The 15,790-nt window shown below is 58.6% G+C and carries 16 protein-coding genes; 6 read left to right on the top strand and 10 right to left on the bottom strand.

Annotated elements, in window-relative coordinates:
• Nucleotides 1-2: 2 nt before the first annotated feature.
• The 6 genes from BCS37_RS00205 to BCS37_RS00185 all read right to left on the bottom strand — a co-directional run bounded on the left by BCS37_RS00205 (nt 3) and on the right by BCS37_RS00185 (nt 5,900).
• Nucleotides 3-1,319: an NCS2 family permease gene (locus BCS37_RS00205; protein ID WP_069179593.1), complete on the bottom strand. Its 1,317-nt coding sequence runs from the start codon at nt 1,317-1,319 to the stop codon at nt 3-5.
• A gap of 323 nt (nt 1,320-1,642) precedes the next feature.
• Nucleotides 1,643-3,004, bottom strand: a complete 1,362-nt coding sequence (locus BCS37_RS00200; protein WP_069179592.1) for a glycoside hydrolase family 26 protein — start codon at nt 3,002-3,004, stop codon at nt 1,643-1,645.
• Nucleotides 3,005-3,084: 80 nt separating this feature from the next.
• Entirely contained in the window at nt 3,085-3,363 is a 279-nt protein-coding gene (locus BCS37_RS00195) for a cell invasion protein SipA (protein WP_069179591.1), read from the bottom strand.
• Between the two features lie 186 nt (nt 3,364-3,549).
• Complete coding sequence (locus BCS37_RS00190) at nt 3,550-4,182, bottom strand: N-acetylmuramoyl-L-alanine amidase (protein ID WP_069179590.1); 633 nt, start codon at nt 4,180-4,182, stop codon at nt 3,550-3,552.
• Complete coding sequence (locus BCS37_RS12090) at nt 4,179-4,352, bottom strand: hypothetical protein (RefSeq protein WP_173862579.1); 174 nt, start codon at nt 4,350-4,352, stop codon at nt 4,179-4,181. Before BCS37_RS12090 ends, BCS37_RS00190 begins: the two co-directional genes overlap by 4 nt.
• Before the next feature lie 201 nt (nt 4,353-4,553).
• Nucleotides 4,554-5,900: an alanine/glycine:cation symporter family protein gene (locus tag BCS37_RS00185; RefSeq protein WP_069179589.1), complete on the bottom strand. Its 1,347-nt coding sequence runs from the start codon at nt 5,898-5,900 to the stop codon at nt 4,554-4,556.
• 144 nt (nt 5,901-6,044) lie between these two features.
• Between BCS37_RS00185 and BCS37_RS00180 the strand changes: the two genes are divergently transcribed.
• The 3 genes from BCS37_RS00180 (at nt 6,045) to eda (ending at nt 8,827) form a co-directional block, all read left to right on the top strand.
• Nucleotides 6,045-6,761, top strand: a complete 717-nt coding sequence (locus BCS37_RS00180) for a DUF554 domain-containing protein (RefSeq protein ID WP_069179588.1) — start codon at nt 6,045-6,047, stop codon at nt 6,759-6,761.
• Between the two features lie 472 nt (nt 6,762-7,233).
• Nucleotides 7,234-8,190, top strand: a complete 957-nt coding sequence (locus tag BCS37_RS00175; protein WP_069179587.1) for a sugar kinase — start codon at nt 7,234-7,236, stop codon at nt 8,188-8,190.
• On the top strand, nt 8,183-8,827 hold the full coding sequence (gene eda, locus BCS37_RS00170) for a bifunctional 4-hydroxy-2-oxoglutarate aldolase/2-dehydro-3-deoxy-phosphogluconate aldolase (RefSeq protein WP_069179586.1): 645 nt from the start codon (nt 8,183-8,185) through the stop codon (nt 8,825-8,827). Before BCS37_RS00175 ends, eda begins: the two co-directional genes overlap by 8 nt.
• A 122-nt stretch (nt 8,828-8,949) precedes the next feature.
• Here the strand turns inward: eda and BCS37_RS00165 are convergent, their stop codons facing one another.
• On the bottom strand, nt 8,950-9,459 hold the full coding sequence (locus BCS37_RS00165) for a hypothetical protein (RefSeq protein ID WP_069179585.1): 510 nt from the start codon (nt 9,457-9,459) through the stop codon (nt 8,950-8,952).
• A 238-nt stretch (nt 9,460-9,697) separates the two neighbouring features.
• Between BCS37_RS00165 and amrA the strand changes: the two genes are divergently transcribed.
• From amrA to BCS37_RS00150, 3 genes are all read left to right on the top strand, one after another.
• A complete protein-coding gene (gene amrA, locus BCS37_RS00160) occupies nt 9,698-11,080 on the top strand; it encodes an AmmeMemoRadiSam system protein A (protein ID WP_069179584.1) in 1,383 nt (460 codons plus the stop codon).
• Nucleotides 11,081-11,159: 79 nt separating this feature from the next.
• Complete coding sequence (gene amrS, locus BCS37_RS00155) at nt 11,160-12,023, top strand: AmmeMemoRadiSam system radical SAM enzyme (protein ID WP_069181500.1); 864 nt, start codon at nt 11,160-11,162, stop codon at nt 12,021-12,023.
• Between the two features lie 80 nt (nt 12,024-12,103).
• The gene (locus tag BCS37_RS00150) at nt 12,104-13,687 is read left to right on the top strand and encodes a WG repeat-containing protein (protein WP_069181499.1); all 1,584 of its coding nucleotides are present in this window, start codon (nt 12,104-12,106) and stop codon (nt 13,685-13,687) included.
• An 18-nt stretch (nt 13,688-13,705) separates the two neighbouring features.
• Here the strand turns inward: BCS37_RS00150 and BCS37_RS12025 are convergent, their stop codons facing one another.
• From BCS37_RS12025 to BCS37_RS00140, 3 genes are all read right to left on the bottom strand, one after another.
• The gene (locus BCS37_RS12025) at nt 13,706-13,849 is read right to left on the bottom strand and encodes a hypothetical protein (protein WP_159057703.1); all 144 of its coding nucleotides are present in this window, start codon (nt 13,847-13,849) and stop codon (nt 13,706-13,708) included.
• 158 nt (nt 13,850-14,007) lie between these two features.
• A complete protein-coding gene (locus BCS37_RS00145; RefSeq protein ID WP_069179583.1) occupies nt 14,008-14,763 on the bottom strand; it encodes a creatininase family protein in 756 nt (251 codons plus the stop codon).
• A gap of 154 nt (nt 14,764-14,917) precedes the next feature.
• On the bottom strand, nt 14,918-15,568 hold the full coding sequence (locus BCS37_RS00140; RefSeq protein ID WP_069179582.1) for a GntR family transcriptional regulator: 651 nt from the start codon (nt 15,566-15,568) through the stop codon (nt 14,918-14,920).
• Nucleotides 15,569-15,790: the final 222 nt, after the last annotated feature.

Below are 15,790 nucleotides of genomic sequence, written 5' to 3'. Positions count from 1 at the left end.
TCCTATTTCGTACCTGCAATGGCATAGAAGTAGTATGCGAGCAGGAGCGCGAGGAGATAGTGCCCCTTGTGCAGCTCGCTCATGCGTCCTGCGGCGATCTTCATCAGGACGAACGCGATGAAGGCGACGGAGATGCCGTTGGCGATGTTGAACGTATAGGCGGTAAAGGCAATGCAGAGGAATGCGGGGATGTACTCGGCGATGTCTGTGTAGTCGAGATTCCGCATCCCCGCCATCATACTGACACCGACGTAGATGAGAACGGGTGCAGTCGCCGCCGCAGGGATCATGAGCGCGAGCGGCGTCACTGCGAGAACGAGGAGAAACGCGACCGCCGTCGTGCACGCCGTCAGCCCCGTACGCCCGCCCGCCTCAACGCCGGCACCGGACTCGAGATAGGTGATGAGCACTGGAATCGTGAAGAACGACCCCAGCGTGGCGGCGATGGAGTCCACGTGAAAGACCTTGTCAAGCCCCGGCAGATCACCGTTTTTGTCGAGAAAGCCCGCCTTGCCGCCGATGCCGATTGCCGTGCCGAAACTCGAGAAGAAATCCGGCAGGAAGAAGGCAAAGAGAAACGGCAGATACTGCAGATCGAGCGCGCCCGCGAGGTCAACGTTGAAGAAGATCGGCGCGATGCTGTCCGGTATACGAAAGATGCTCTCGGGAATCTTCGTAATGCCCATCGGGATGCCAATGACCGTCCCCGCGAGAATGCTGATGAGTGCCGCGCCGCGCACTTTGCGTGCCGTGAGTACGAGAAGGATGACAAAGGTAATCGCCGCGAGAATGACGACGGGCTGCGTGAGGTCGCCGAACGAGAGCGCGACCTTTTTCGCGTTGACCGCCAACAGCTTTGCATTCCGCATGCCGATCACGGCGAGGAAGATCCCCACGCCCGCACTGATTGAGATCTTGATGCCGCGTGGAATCGTCATGACAATGAGTTTACGGATACCAAGCACCGTGACGATAATGAACAGAATACCGCTCAGAAGGACGATGGCACTCGCAACGCCGATCGGCACATTTTGGAGCTGCACCATCGTGATCGAGAAGATCGCGACGCTGCCCATGCCGGGCGCCAGGGCAAACGGTCGGTTCGTATACAGCCCCATCGCCATCGACGTGAGGAAGATCATGAGCACCATGCCTGTGAGCATCGCCCCCGTCGGCACGCCCGCCTCGCCCATCATATGCGGCACGACCGCGAGAACATAGCCCATCGTCGCGAACGTCGTCAGCCCCGCGATGATCTCCGTACTGACCGAGGAGTGATGCTCCTGCAGTCGGAACTGCCGTTCAAAGAATGAATTCATTGGACACGCCTCCCAAAGGCAATCATAAAAAATTGAAGACCTTTCTATTATAAACCCATTATCAAACTTTTCCAATAATAACAACGAAAATATTTCTGTGTCTCTAAAATCTCGCGCCCCTGTCAATATGAGGAGGATTATGACGTGCACGCAGCCAACGCTGAACGAGCGCCGTATGCCAATGCAGAGAAATGGTTCCGCAGTATTAAGGATCTTATCCGCAGAAAGAGAACGAAAGGTACGGTACCATTTCTATCGCAAGGTGTGTCTATAGAGGAGTGGGGGCGGCCGGGATATCCGGCGATTTCCCGGCCCGCCAATCTTTATTCCTGCACAGGCACAGGCAATCCCCGCCAGTCTCCGAGGCCGTCGGCGAAAAGCGAGATCTCCTCATTATAGTAGTCGATAAATCCGTCGACGAGCTCGTGCCCGCGCGTATCGCTGACCATGAAGGGCTGGTAGAAGTTCTTCTCCTCCTGCTCAAAGTTCGCCCACGTCATGAGATACGGGATATGATGACGCCGCGCGACGGCTGCCGCCGCACTCGTCCAATGCGAATCGTCATTGCCCGTGAGCGCGAGCCCGCCGCCGTTTTTATGAACGCCGACCTCGGTGAGCGCAGGGAGTTTGCCGTGCGCATCCGCCGCGGATACAACCAGCGCCGCCGCATGCTCAAGCCGCTCCATAAAGGCGGGCGTATCGTCGTCATCGTCGTAGAAGTCAAAGCCGAATACGTCCACATACGCATCGCCCGGATAGCGGTCGAGATAGTCCTCCGCCGATGAGAACGGTGCGTTCGGCGCATAGACGTAGAGCGCATTGTGCATGCCGCGCACATCGCGCAGATAGTGGACCGTGTACTGCCAGAGCGCAGTGTAGTCCGCGCCGTCCGTCCCCTTTACGCCCCACCAGAACCAGTCTCCGTTGTGCTCATGGAGCGGGCGAAAGAGCACGGGGATGCGGCGCCTCTGCATGCGCAGCAGAAAATCCGCGACCATATCGAGGTAGGCCGTATAGACCGGATGCAGATCGCCGCCCGGAACGGCGCGGTGCAGAACATGCCCCGCGAGATCGTCCGGCGAATAGCCCGAAAAGTCATAGCCGCCGTCCGCCTGCGGGCGCTTTGCCGCGCGCGCGAGGTTGGGGATGTGCATGGAAAGCGTCAGGATCGCGCCCTCGTTCGAAGCCTCCGCCGCGATCCGCTCGAGTTTGTCCGCGCAGCTCATGCCCGCTGCGCACTCTGCATCGGTCAGCTCCAGCTCCTCGCCCGTCAGCGAGAGTGCATCGAACCCGACGATCCCTGCGAGCGCGCCCGTCATGTCCTTCGTATCGGAGTTCGTTCCGCTGTCGATGCGAAAAAATTTATGATGCGCGTCGTTCTGATGTCCGTAGATCGTGTACTGCAGGCGCCCGAGCGCCGTAAGATACGCATAGAGCTGCCGCGTCTCCGTCGTCGCCGCAGCATCGGCGAGATGCACCGTACGCGGAGCAGCGGCGCGGAGCGTCTCGAGCGCCGGTGTGTCGCGGCGCGCCTTCGCCGCGTCGGGCAGAACCGTCCGCGCCCGGTAGACAGGATCCGCCGGATCGTCCACGGGATGTGCGGCGGCAGGGAGCGCCATGAGCAAGAGCAGCGCGCCGATCAGGGCACATGTGCGCATTGCCCCGGCAAAAGTTGAATATATCATTCGATTTCCTCCTTTGCAGATATTATAGCACAAAAAAACACCCGCTCCCGTGGGAGTGGGTGCCCTATGATCTCCGAATATCAGGTATTCTTCGCAATGATCGCGCCAACGACAGCGCCTGCGATGGCGGCCGTAGTCATGCTGCCCTGCGAGTACTTCTTGCTGCCTTTCTTCTTGCGTTTGCCGCCCCAGGCGAGCTTCTGGACATCATCACGTCCGTCAAGGCTCGTGTAGGAGGCATGCTGCGCCGGTACGGAGAGAGCGCTCGCGGAGACCTCCGCCGCGCCGACAGCACCATAGCCGAGTACGCCGACGAGTGCGGCGACTGCGGTCTTCTTCATCATCTTTGTTGTCATCATGTGAATCCCGTCCTTTCAGAGGGTTGTGATGGAGTCCCTGATACATGATCAGTGCTTCCTTAAAATCTCTTCCCGTTGTAAAGAGATCATACCGCCCATGGATGGGAATTCCATTCGAGTGGAATGCGAGTTTTGTTAGGAGTTACTGCTAATTTTTGTTGTTGTATGAAAATTTATTGAGTTCCGCTAAGATTTGCCTGCTTCTCTGTGCATCCGATAGAACTGCGCCTTCCCTCGAATCACATCGCCGCCGCGCGTGCCATCCGTCGCCCACGGGTTGAACACGGGGCATTCCTCTGTACCGAGATACTCCAGATCCCAACGCTCGCAGGTGGAGCACGGGCCGTAGGGCGCGTGGGCATGCACGCCGTCCTCGTTGTCCGCCGCCTCGCCATGGGTGAGGATGCGCTCCTTGTCGATGGTGAGCCACAGCCCATCTGCGACTGCCGTTACCGCCTGTGCCAGTGCCTCGATCTGCGCAGCGGTCGGCGGCTCGCTCCCGAGATCGTCCGTCGTCGCACCGATGCAGCCGAGGAGGGCGATGCTGACGCTCCCGCTGTTGCGCAGGTAGGTTGCGGCGAGTACATCATCGAGTACCCCGTCCCCGATGACGTAGATGCCGCCGTCCGCATCGACCTGCACATGGTAGTCCGCGAAGAACTGCCCGTAGTGCCCCGCCGTCCAATGCAGATAGAGCTTCGTCTCACGCGCACAGCGGGCAGCGGCATAGCAGAGCGCGGGGCGGTATGCCGCTGCGAGTTCCCTGAGCTCTGCGCAGGTCACGTGCCGCATCGCGGAGGCAGGCAGTACCGCGCTCATCGTGCGCCCTCCTTTTCATTTCGCATCATGACCGTCCGCCCGAGAAATCCGATCAGCCCCGAGGCGATGTTGCTCGTCAGCTCCGCGCTCCCGTAGAAGACAGACAGGATCGCGACCACGACAAGCCCCGTCCCGACCATCCAATCCACGCGCGGCAGATAGTCCCGCATAAAAATCCTCTCCTTTCCTGTGTTTGCAAGTTTCTTTCCTAAGAAATACTTGCTGCAGCAGCAGAAAAGGAGAGGTTTTGTTTATGAAGTTCAAAGCGCCCCTTCCCCGCTGTGGCCGGGAAGGCTGAGGATTACGCTGATCAGCTTCCCCCATCGCACAGGGAAGGCCGAGATTCGTTCTCCCCCTGCGAGGAGATGCGGTCACTGCTTCCGCATCTTTTCGAGGTACTGACGCGTCTCATGCACGACGACTCCCGAGAGGGCGATGAGGGCGATGAGGTTTGGGATCGCCATGAGCCCGTTCACGATGTCGGCGAGGACCCAGATCGCCTCGAGCTTTAGGAACGCGCCGCACGCGATGAGCGCGATGAACACGAGTCGGTACGGCAGGATGGCGCGCATGCCCGCGAGGTAGAACACGGCACGCTCGCCGTAGTAGTTCCAGCCGAGGATCGTGGTGAACGCAAAGAGCGCGAGCGAAACGGTGAGGAGTGCGCCGCCGATGGAGCCGTAGAGGCTCGTAAACGCCGCGCCCGTCATTGCCGCGCCCGCCGTATCGCCGTGCCATGCGCCCGTGAGGACGAGCACGAGTCCCGTCATGGAGCAGATAATAATGGTGTCAATGAACGTGCCCGTCATGGAGATCAGCCCCTGCTCGGCGGGTTCCTTCGTCTTTGCCGCCGCTGCCGCAATCGGCGCCGAGCCGAGACCCGACTCGTTCGAGAAGACGCCGCGCGCGATGCCGTTCTGCATCGCCATCATGACGGTCGAGCCGGCAAAGCCGCCCGCCGCCGCCGTGCCGGTGAACGCGCTGTCCAAAATCAGCGCAATCGCCGCGGGGATCTCAGCGGCGTGCATCAGGATGATCCCCGCACAGATGACGATGTAGAGCACCGCCATAAAGGGGATGATGCGCGCAGAGACCTCGGCGATGCTCCGAAGTCCGCCGATCGTGATCGCCGCAATCAGTGCCGTGAGCGCGATGTCCGTCGCGATGCGCGGGACGCCGAAGGACAGCTCCACCGAGTCGACGATGGCGTTGACCTGCGGGAATGTACCGATGCCGAAGAACGCGACAAGCACGGTCGCCGCCGCAAAGAAGCCCGCGAGCGGACGATATTTCTCGCCCATGCCGTGCCGGATGTAGTACATGGGGCCGCCCGCGATCTCGCCGCGCTCGTCTGTCGTGCGGTATTTCACGGCGAGCAGACCCTCGGCGTACTTCGTCGCCATGCCGAAGAACGCCGCCATCCACATCCAGAAGATCGCACCGGGGCCGCCGACCTTGACCGCCGTCGCAACGCCGACGATGTTGCCCGTGCCGATCGTCGCGGCAAGCGCGACGCAGAGCGCCTTGAAGCTCGATATGTCGCCCGCGCCCTTGTTCTTTGCGCGGAGGATCAGCCCGAGCGCACGCGGCAGCTGCACGACCTGCAGCAGCGAGAGCCGGATCGTCAGCAGGATACCCGTCCCCACGAGCAGCGTGATGAGCGGAATGCCCCAGAGAAATGAGTCGATCGCATTCAGCATAGGAAGAAATGATTCCATGTCACATACCTCCAAAAATGAAAATATGGTGGTATTTTACCATGATAAAGTATTAAATGTCCATGTATACATGAAATGCTTGATTTTACATAATCATCGAAATGAAGTACAATGAGAACCCTATTATGGAAAGGATGTGGGAATATGCCCGGAATTGGTGTCATTGTCAATGTGATTGCTGTTGTGCTTGGCGGTCTCCTGGGACTCGGGTGCGGGCGCTTCCTCGCGGAGCGATTCCAAGAGACCATCATGCGGGCGTGTGCACTCGTGGTGATCTTCCTTGGGCTCGGCGGAGCGCTCAGCAAGATGCTCGCGGTCGACACAGACGGGCGGCTTTCCTTCATCGGTATCGACATGATGCTCGCCGCCCTCATCGGTGGAGCGATCATCGGCGAGATCCTCAACATCGAGGATCGCATGACTGCCTTCGGCGCGTGGCTGAAACGCGTGTCAGGCAGCACGGGCGACACGCATTTTATCGACGGCTTTGTCTCCGCCTCACTCACGATCTGCGTCGGCGCGATGTCAGTCATCGGTGCAGTGAATGACCGTCTGCTCGCCGATCCCTCGGTCCTCTTTGCGAAAAGCGTCCTCGACGGCATCGTCATCATGCTGCTCACCGCAACGCTCGGACGCGGCTGCATCTTCTCCGCCATCTCCGTCGGCATCTTCGAGGGTGCGATCTTCCTTGCGGCAGGTGTGGTGGAGCCATTCATGACGCCTGCCGCCCTTGCAAATCTCAGCTACGTCGGCAGTATTTTAATTTTCTGCGTCGGCACCAATCTCTTCACCCTCCCCTACATTCGCGTCGCGAACTTTCTGCCCGCACTCGTGATTGCGGTGCTGTGGCCGTTTCTCTAAGGGAACCGCTGATAAAATAGACCTTCCGATGGGCGTAGATTTTTTCATCCGAACAAGGAGAGAGTCCTCCACATAGCAGAGGCTATGTGGAGGATCGAGGGCGAAAAGCGGGCAAAAAAGATGCGCCAAGATGGCGTGGCTGAATTTATCAGTGGTTCCGGGTCTATGTCAAGTGTTACGGACTACGATGCTCCACGCAAACATCTCGTTCGCAAGCGTTCATGCGCTTGTACGCTTAAATATCGGCGAATTTCTAAACGACCTTCGGTTGAACGACGAAATCCGCCGGGGCGTACCGCGTACTTTTCCCGCTTGCTCCACTAGGGTTTGCTTTGGAACATCGCGGTCCGCATTCTTCCGTAACAATTATCATAGAACCGTGATCCCTAACGTATGCATGACTATTGCATATCTATGGTAAAATAAAGGAAGGACTGATAAATTCAGCGATTCCTAAAAAGGAGGTCTGCGCATGAAACAAGGTCTGATTCTCGCAGGGGAGCCGATGGGGCTCCTCATCGCGCAGAGCGAGGGAACACTCGGCAGCGTCACCGGCTACGATCTCGCCGTCGCTGGCGCGGAGTTCAACGTCGCCGTTGGTGTCGCGCGGCTCGGGCATCGTGTCACCTATTTGACGAAGCTCGGACGCGACCCGTTCGGCGAGCGCATTATCCATGTACTGAGTGAAAACAAAATTGGAAACGAGTTCATCGCGTGGGATGCGGAGCGGCGTACGGGCTTTATGCTCAAGGGTCGTGTGCACGCGGGCGATCCCCCGATCTTCTACTTCCGCGCGGGTTCTGCCGCCTCGACGCTCGCGCCGGAGGACGTGGAGGCGATTGATTTCTCCTCCTACAGCCACATCCACCTGACGGGCATCCTGCCCGCGCTCACAGCATCAACGCGCGCAGCGGTGGATCTCATGTTTGAGCGTGCACGCGCGGCAGGGCTCACGATCTCGTTTGATCCGAATCTGCGTCCCCAGCTCTGGCCGGATGAGCGCACAATGCGCGAGAACATCAATGATCTCGCTGCGCGTGCAGACATCGTGCTTCCGGGCACGGCGGAGGGGAAGATCCTCGTGGGGAGCGACGATCCCGCCGCGATCTCCGACTACTATCAGAAGCGCGGTGCGCGGGTCGTCATCACGAAGTGCGGCAGCGCGGGCGCGTACGTCGCCGATGGTGCGGAGCGCTGTCATGTGGCGGGCTTCCGTGTGCGCGAGGTCGTCGATACGGTCGGCGCGGGCGACGGCTTTGCGGCGGGCGTCCTCACTGGTCTGATGGAGGGGCTGTCCATGCACGATGCCGTGCGGCGCGGCACCGCCATCGGAGCGATCCAGGTCATGAGCCGCGGCGACAACGAGGGGCTGCCGACCCCTGCCGAACTTGAGAGATTTATGAAGGAGGCGGATTCCACCGATGAGTGAACAGCTGCAGAGAATGTCCAAGATCGGTCTTGTCCCGCTCGTCGTCCTTGCGGACGCAGCGTGCGCGAAGCCGCTCGGCGAGGCGCTCGTCGCGGGCGGCATCCCCGTTGCCGAGGTTACATTCCGCACGGATGCGTGCCTCGATACGATCCGCGCGATGAAGGAGATCCCTGATCTCATCGTCGGAGCGGGCACGGTGCACACGGCAAAGCAGGCGGCGGCGGCGGTCGATGCGGGTGCGACCTACATTGTGACGCCCGCCTACAACCCCTCTGTCATTGAATGGTGCCTTGCGCACGATGTCGATGTGATCCCCGGCACCGTTACGCCGGGCGAGATCGAGGGCGCACGCGCATACGGCATCCGCCTGTGCAAGTTCTTCCCCGCCGCCGCGTACGGCGGAACGACAACGCTCAAGGCGCTCGCAGGGCCGTTTGCCGATGTGAAGTTCCTGCCGACGGGCGGCGTAAGTCTCGACAATATGATCGACTACCTCGCTCTCCCGAACGTCGCGGCGATCGGCGGCAGCTTTATGACGCCCGACAAACTCGTCGCGGCGCGCGACTGGGATGGTATTGCTGCGGTCTGCCGCACGATTGTAAAGAAGATGCACGACGCACTGCCTGCGCGGGTATAAGAGTGCTGAGAAATCGCTGATAAAACGATCATTGCTTCCCTAAATCAAGACGGGGGCGCTGCATGAAGTCAATCGACGTCACGCAGCGCCCCCGTCTTTTTCGATGCGATTAGAATGCAGCCTCACTCCGATCCGACGATCCCGATGTAGGTGATTTTCCCATGCTCGGTGCGGAACACAATCGCGATATCATATTTGTCGCGGTAGACGAAATTTTCCTTCCCATCCTCATACTTTGTATCACGCCACGGCTTGCCATACGTCTGCATAATCTTGTCCGCAGGGTCGCCGACGGTCACGCCCGCCGGTGTCGCGATGCCGTTGTGTGCATTTGTGTTGAGGTACATGACGGTATCTTTGACGAAGATGATCTTGAATGACGTACCATAGGTGTACTCGTCCATCATCTCATCCAGTGCGGGGCTCATCCGCGGCTCGGTCCGCTCGGTCGGCGCACCGTAGATCGCCTCGACCTGTGCGCGGGTCGTCCCGACCATGAGCCCGCCGAGCGCGATCTCAGCGTTCTCCAGGATGTGTCCGTCCCGATTGATCTGATCCTTGTACGCCGCTGCCGTAACCGCCGACAGGGCAATCATAAAGACAGCAATCAGGCAAAAAATTCGCTTCATCATTCGTCTCATCCTCCTTGCAGTTTTCAAAATCTCTCTAACTTCTTTCGACAGAAAGAAGACAAATTCCTCTCTCGTCCGCCGTGCGATAAAAGTTGCCAGTCCGCTGCAGCGTTGTTGGTAAATGGTTGGCAGATTTAGTTTTCAGCTGCATTGTATACGAAGGACATCATGAAATCATGCAGGGCTTTTCCCCTGTACATCGAATAAATACAGTAGTATTTCGTAAGGAGGTCTCGTTATGTCCATCATTGCAGCCTACGTCGTTCCTCACCCCCCCATAATCCTGCCCGAGATCGGCAAGGGGGAGGAGAAGAAGATCCAACTCACCGTGAATGCCTACGAGCGCGCCATGAAGGAGGCGGCGGATCTGGAGCCCGATACGGTCATCATCGCGAGTCCGCATACCGTCATGTACGCCGACTACTTCCACATCGCGCCGGGCGAGGATGCGAGCGGCAGCTTCGCACAGTTCGGCGTGCCCGAGCTCGCTGTGACGGCGCACTATGATGCGGTGCTCGCAAAGGAGGTCGCAGAAGCGGCACACGCGGAGGGGATCGAGGCGGGCCCCGTCGGTGGGCGAAACGCCGCGCTCGATCACGCCGTCATGATCCCGCTGCACTTCCTGCACGCGCACACGCGAGACTTCCGCGTGGTGCGCCTCGGCATCTCGGGGCTGTCCCCGCTCGATCACTACAATTTCGGCAAATGCGTCGCGCGCGCCGTCGATACGCTCGGACGGCGGGCGGTCTTCATCGCGAGCGGCGACCTCTCGCACAAGCTCACCCCCGAAGGCCCGTACGGATTCGCCCCCGAGGGGCCGCGCTTTGACAAGGCATGCATGAAGTACCTCGAGGAGGGTGACTTCCTAAAGCTCCTGCGGATGGATCGCGCCCTCTACGAGCCGGCGGCAGAGTGCGGGCTGCGCACGTTCTGGATGATGGCAGGTGCGCTCGACGGGCAGGCACTCAAGATCAAGAAACTCTCCTATCAAGGGCCGTTTGGCGTCGGCTACGGCGTTGTGTCGCTCCGCGTGACGCGTGAGGATGTGCGCCGCAGCTTCGCCGAACGCTACAAGATGCTTGAACGGCGGGCGCAGGAGGAGCGTCGTGCTGCCGAGGACGAGTATGTGCGGCTCGCACGGCACGCCATTGAGACGATTGTCACGACAGGAAAGCTGCCCGAGCGACCTGCGAATCTGCCCTCTGAAATGGCAGAGCGCGCGGGTGTCTTCGTCTCGCTCAAAAAGGACGGCGAACTGCGCGGCTGCATCGGCACATTTGAGCCCACGGCGAAGAATATCGCGGAGGAGATTCTCCAAAACGCCGCCTCTGCTGCTCTGCGCGATCCGCGTTTCCCGCCCGTCAAGAAGGAGGAACTGGACGCGCTCGTCTACTCCGTGGATGTGCTCACAGAGCCGGAACTGGTCGCGGGTGCGGATGCGCTCGATGTGAAAAAATACGGCGTGATCGTCGAGTACCGCGCACGCAAGGGGCTGCTGCTGCCCGATCTCGCGGGCGTGGATACGGTGGAGGAGCAGCTGCGCATCGCCCGCCAGAAGGGCGGCATCCCCGAGGATGCACCGATCCGCATCTGGCGGTTTACCGTCGAGCGGCACCACTGAGATGGATACACGGCTCATCTGCGCGGATGGAGCGGTGGACACGTCTATAGATACACAGACTATACGTGCGAGCGGATCTGTGGACGCTGCTGCGTCTCCCACGGGCGCGGACACACCGATCACCTGTACGCTCTGCCCCCATGCCTGCCGTCTGCGCGTGGGCGCGACGGGGTTCTGCCGTGCACGCAGGAACGAGGGCGGCACGATCCGCGCCATCAACTACGGGCAGCTCACCGCGCTCGCGCTCGACCCGATTGAGAAGAAGCCGCTCTACCATTTTTATCCCAACAGTCAAATTCTCTCGGTCGGCAGCTTTGGCTGCAACCTCGCGTGTCCGTTCTGCCAGAACGCGGGAATTGCAGCGGCAGACGAGCGCATCGAGACGGAGAACGTCACCCCCGCGCAGCTTGCCGCACTCGCCGACGAACTGCGCCGTCAGCCGCGTGGCAACATCGGCGTTTCCTTTACCTACAACGAGCCGCTCGTCGGCTATGAGTACATCATGGACACGGCCCCGCTCCTGCACGCGGCGGGGCTGAAGGTCGTACTCGTCACGAACGGCATGATCTGCACGGAGCCGCTCACGCGTCTCCTACCGCACGTCGATGCGATGAACATAGATCTGAAGGCATGGCACACGGACACCTATCGGCGGCTTGGCGGCGACCTAGAGGCGGTGAAGTCGACCATCGCAACCGCAGTCGCACATGACGTGCACGTCGAGGTGACAACCCTCGTCGTCCCGGGCATCAGCGACCGTGCCGAGGACATGGACGAGGAGGCGCATTGGCTTTCCACCCTCTCGCCCGACCTCCCGCTCCACATCAGCCGCTATTTCCCGCGTCACCGCATGAGCAGGCCGTCAACACCGATTGCGGACATCGACCGTCTTGCCGCCATTGCCCGCCGTCACCTGCGGCACGTCCATCGCGGGAACTGCTGAGGGAAACAATCCTATCCCCCGCAGCGAAATCTGCGCTGCCGTACAGATGCCCCCCAATTTCAAAGGAGATGATGCAAATGATGAAATCACGTTGGAAACTCAGCGCGACGCTTGCCGCTATGACTGCAACGGGTATGCTGTATGCAATGCCGGCGGGTTTTGCGGCAGAGGCACAGATGCAGAATGCGCCCGCCACGAAGACATCGGCGCAGACAAGCTCCGCCGCAATGACGGCACAGCCCGCAGCGCAGACAGCACCTGCACACAAAGAGATGCAGCCCGCCGCACAGCAGACCTCAAAACCGTTTGCCGTTGTCCGCGCGGGCAAGAAGTGGGGCGCAGTCGCCCCCTCGGGCAGCCTCGCCATCCCTGCGGCGTACGATCAGATTGCCTCCTACTCGGCGGACGCTGTCGCCGTCCGTCAGGGCAAGACATGGGGCATCGTACGCATGGACGGCACGGTCATCGTCCCAGCCATCTACAAAACCATACAGCCGCTGTCTGCGGATGTCATCATTGTCAGCGATGCAAAAGACAAGGTCGGCGCGTACAATACGGCTGGCAAACAGATCCTGCCCGTTGAATACCTCGCGGTCGGTCCGTTCAGCGATGGGATTTCCTGTGTGCAGCGGAACGATAAAAAATACGTGTTCTATCGGCAGGACGGCAGTCTGCTGACAAACGATGTGTACGATGCGGCGTATTCCTTCTCCGAGGGGCTTGCTCCCGTCAAAACAACAAGCGGAAAGTACGGGTTCATCGATACCACGGGGACTTTAATCATTCCTGCCGCCTATGATTGGGCAGATGGTTTTCAGGAAGGACTGAGCCGCGTCGAAATCAAGAAAAAGCTCGGCTTTATCGACAAGTCCGGCACAATGGTCATCCCGCCACAGTACCGCCTCGGAGATGTCTGGGACTTCCAGGACGGGCTTGCAATGGTGAAGGAAAAGAAGTACCGCGCATTCATCGACAAGACGGGCGCAAAGGTGATCCAAACGCGCTACAGCGACGTGATGCCGTTTGAGAACGGGCTTGCCGAGGTGCGCCGTGAGGTCAAGGTCGGACTGCTCGGCGGCTTCCTCACCAGTGCCGTCTCCTTTGCCACGGGAGTGCCGACATTCGGGGTCGGCACCGATCTCATCGGCGAGAAGACCAAACGCGGCTACATTGACAAGACCGGTGCAGAGATCATCTCAACGAAGAACGACTACAACTCCATCTTCATGGACGGTGTTGCACTCGTCCGCGTCAAGAGCAAATGGGGCATCGTCGATCGGAAGGGCGCCTATGTGATAGAGCCGAAATATAAGGCGATCCACTTCTTCTATGACGATCTCGCGGCGGTGCAGGACGGTGACAAGTGGGGCTTTGTCGGACGTGACGGCAAAATCGTTATCGAACCGAAATACGACGAAGTGCACGACTTCACCGACGGACTTGCCGCCGTACGGCAGGGCACGAAAAAGTTCTTTATTGACAAAACCGGACGTGCGCCCTTCCTCCTACCAAATTCGATCACGGACATCGGAATGTTCAACGATGGATTTGCACCTGTGAAGATAAACGGCAAGTGGGGCTTTATCGACCACACGGGCACGGTCGTCATCCCGCCGACATATGACGAGGTACTCACGCATCAGTACACGACAGATAGTCTCTGATTGGCACGGATCCGCATCCTACTGATGGTACATCAGCGGATCCACCTCGGAGCGAATCCCGTGGAGCGCGAGCTCCTCTGCAATCTGCTTGGTCGTGCGCAGCAGCGGGAGCCTATAAGCACAGATCGTCTGCAGCAGCAGGCGTACAGATCTGCAAACCAAAAGGGGCAGCTGCACGAAATATTCGTGCAGCTGCCCCTTTGTGTCGGCTTATTTTGAATGCAGAGCAATGCTCTGCGAAAGATTTTTCGACAAAATTCAAGCAAAAAGATGCGTCAGGATGATTGGGCTGAATTGATCCGTGCTTCCTTCCCCCTCTGCTATTTGCGATCTGCCTCAAATTTCCAATCTGCGGCATCCAGCTCCCGCATAGTCTTTGTGCAGTATTCAAGCAGAATTTTAAACATCTTTTCGCCCTTCTCCGCTGTGCCTTTCGTCGCATCACCCGTCTGTGCCGTATTGGTAAGCTCCGAGAAGTCCCATTTAATCCCCATGAGGGAGGGGAGATTCTTCGGCACACGACAGGTTGCCTGCTCCGGCTCGCACCACTCGGGGAAAAGATAGTAAGCGATGGAGGTCTCTCCCTCGCCCGCGTGACCGAGCCCGTTCCAAACCTCAAAGGTGCCTTTGGGCAGGAGCTCACCCGCTGTGACCCACCACTGGTCAAGTGCGGCAATACGCGCGTTGGGATACTTCTCCTTGATCTTGCGCGAGGCAACCTCAATCGGTGCGATGTTGCCGTCATGCCCGTTGATAATCATAATCGTGTCAATGCCGTTGCGGAGCACCGACTCGACAATATCATAAATCACCTGCGTCACCGTATCATACTGCAGGGTCAGCGTAAAGGGGAAGGAATCGTAATGGGCGCTGTATCCGACCGGGATCGGCGGCAGTACGAGCATATCACCAAGCTCGTCCGCGATCGCCTTCCCCAGCTTATAGGAAACGATCGTGTCGCACCCCTCCGCCAGATGCTGTCCGTGCGCTTCACAGGCGCCGACAGCAAGCACCGCCTTTTTAAAGTTCCCTTCTTTTACCTGATGGGCAGTCATTCTCCACAGTTCATTCAACATGACATTTCCTCCTTTGTCTTTAGGAAATACTGATAACTTCAGCGATTCCTTTATCATGCAGACGGCACGGTGATCTGCACACATGCCGCCGATCATCCGAATACGGCAGCGAGCGCATCCGCGCGTCATCAGATAACCCGCTGTGTCACAGGATTTAGGACATATGCTCTTTGCGCTCGATGATATTGATTTGCTGCGAGGTGATGGAGAGCGCCTCTGTGAGGTCACGCCTTCGGACCGCCTCCACAATGCGCCTGTGCTCGCCCAGTGTCTTTTCGACCCCGATGTATTTCATATCCTCAATCAGATCTCGCTGCAGAATGTTCAGCACCCCGCGGAGGGCATCGATAAGATAATTATTCCGTGTCAATGCAGCAAGCCCGATGTGAAACGCGCTGTTCACCCTATGGTATTCCTGAATCCACTCTGGATGCGACGTATCCACCTGGGCGCTCGCAAGCACGTCGAGATGCCGGAGATCCTCCTCGTCGGCATAGCGAACCGCGTGCTCCACGGTTGCCCGTTCCAAGATGTTGCGAAATTGATAGAGCTTGCGCAGCTCCTTCAGCGACAGCTTCTTTACCATGTATCCCTTGCGCGGTATTTTACACAGCAGCTTCTCCTCACAGAGAATGGTAAGCGCCTCGCGTGCCGGCGTTTTGCTGACCCGATACTTCTGCGAGACCTCAGCCTCCGTGATGAATTGCCCGTCCGCATATGCACTGGCGCAGATCTCCTTGCGCAGCGCTCTCAGTACAGTCGATGTAATAGAGTGTTTCCCTGATTGTTCAGCATCCATCGCCATACCACACCTTCTCGCTCGCATTCAGAATAATCGAATCTTTTTGTTTTTCAGTATACCCTGATTCTCGTCGATTTGCAAGTATAAAATATCTCTCGTATATTTAACAAATTCTTCAAACGATTTGCCATTCTCTTATTGACATTCATGTAATTTTTACGTATCATAAATATTACGAAAAATATACCACTGAAATATTTTTCGTATACTCAGGAGATATTGATC

The organism is Selenomonas sp. oral taxon 920 (assembly GCF_001717585.1).
In the GTDB taxonomy this organism is placed as follows: Bacteria; Bacillota; Negativicutes; order Selenomonadales; family Selenomonadaceae; genus Centipeda.
This window is presented reverse-complemented; position numbering and strand designations above follow the sequence as displayed.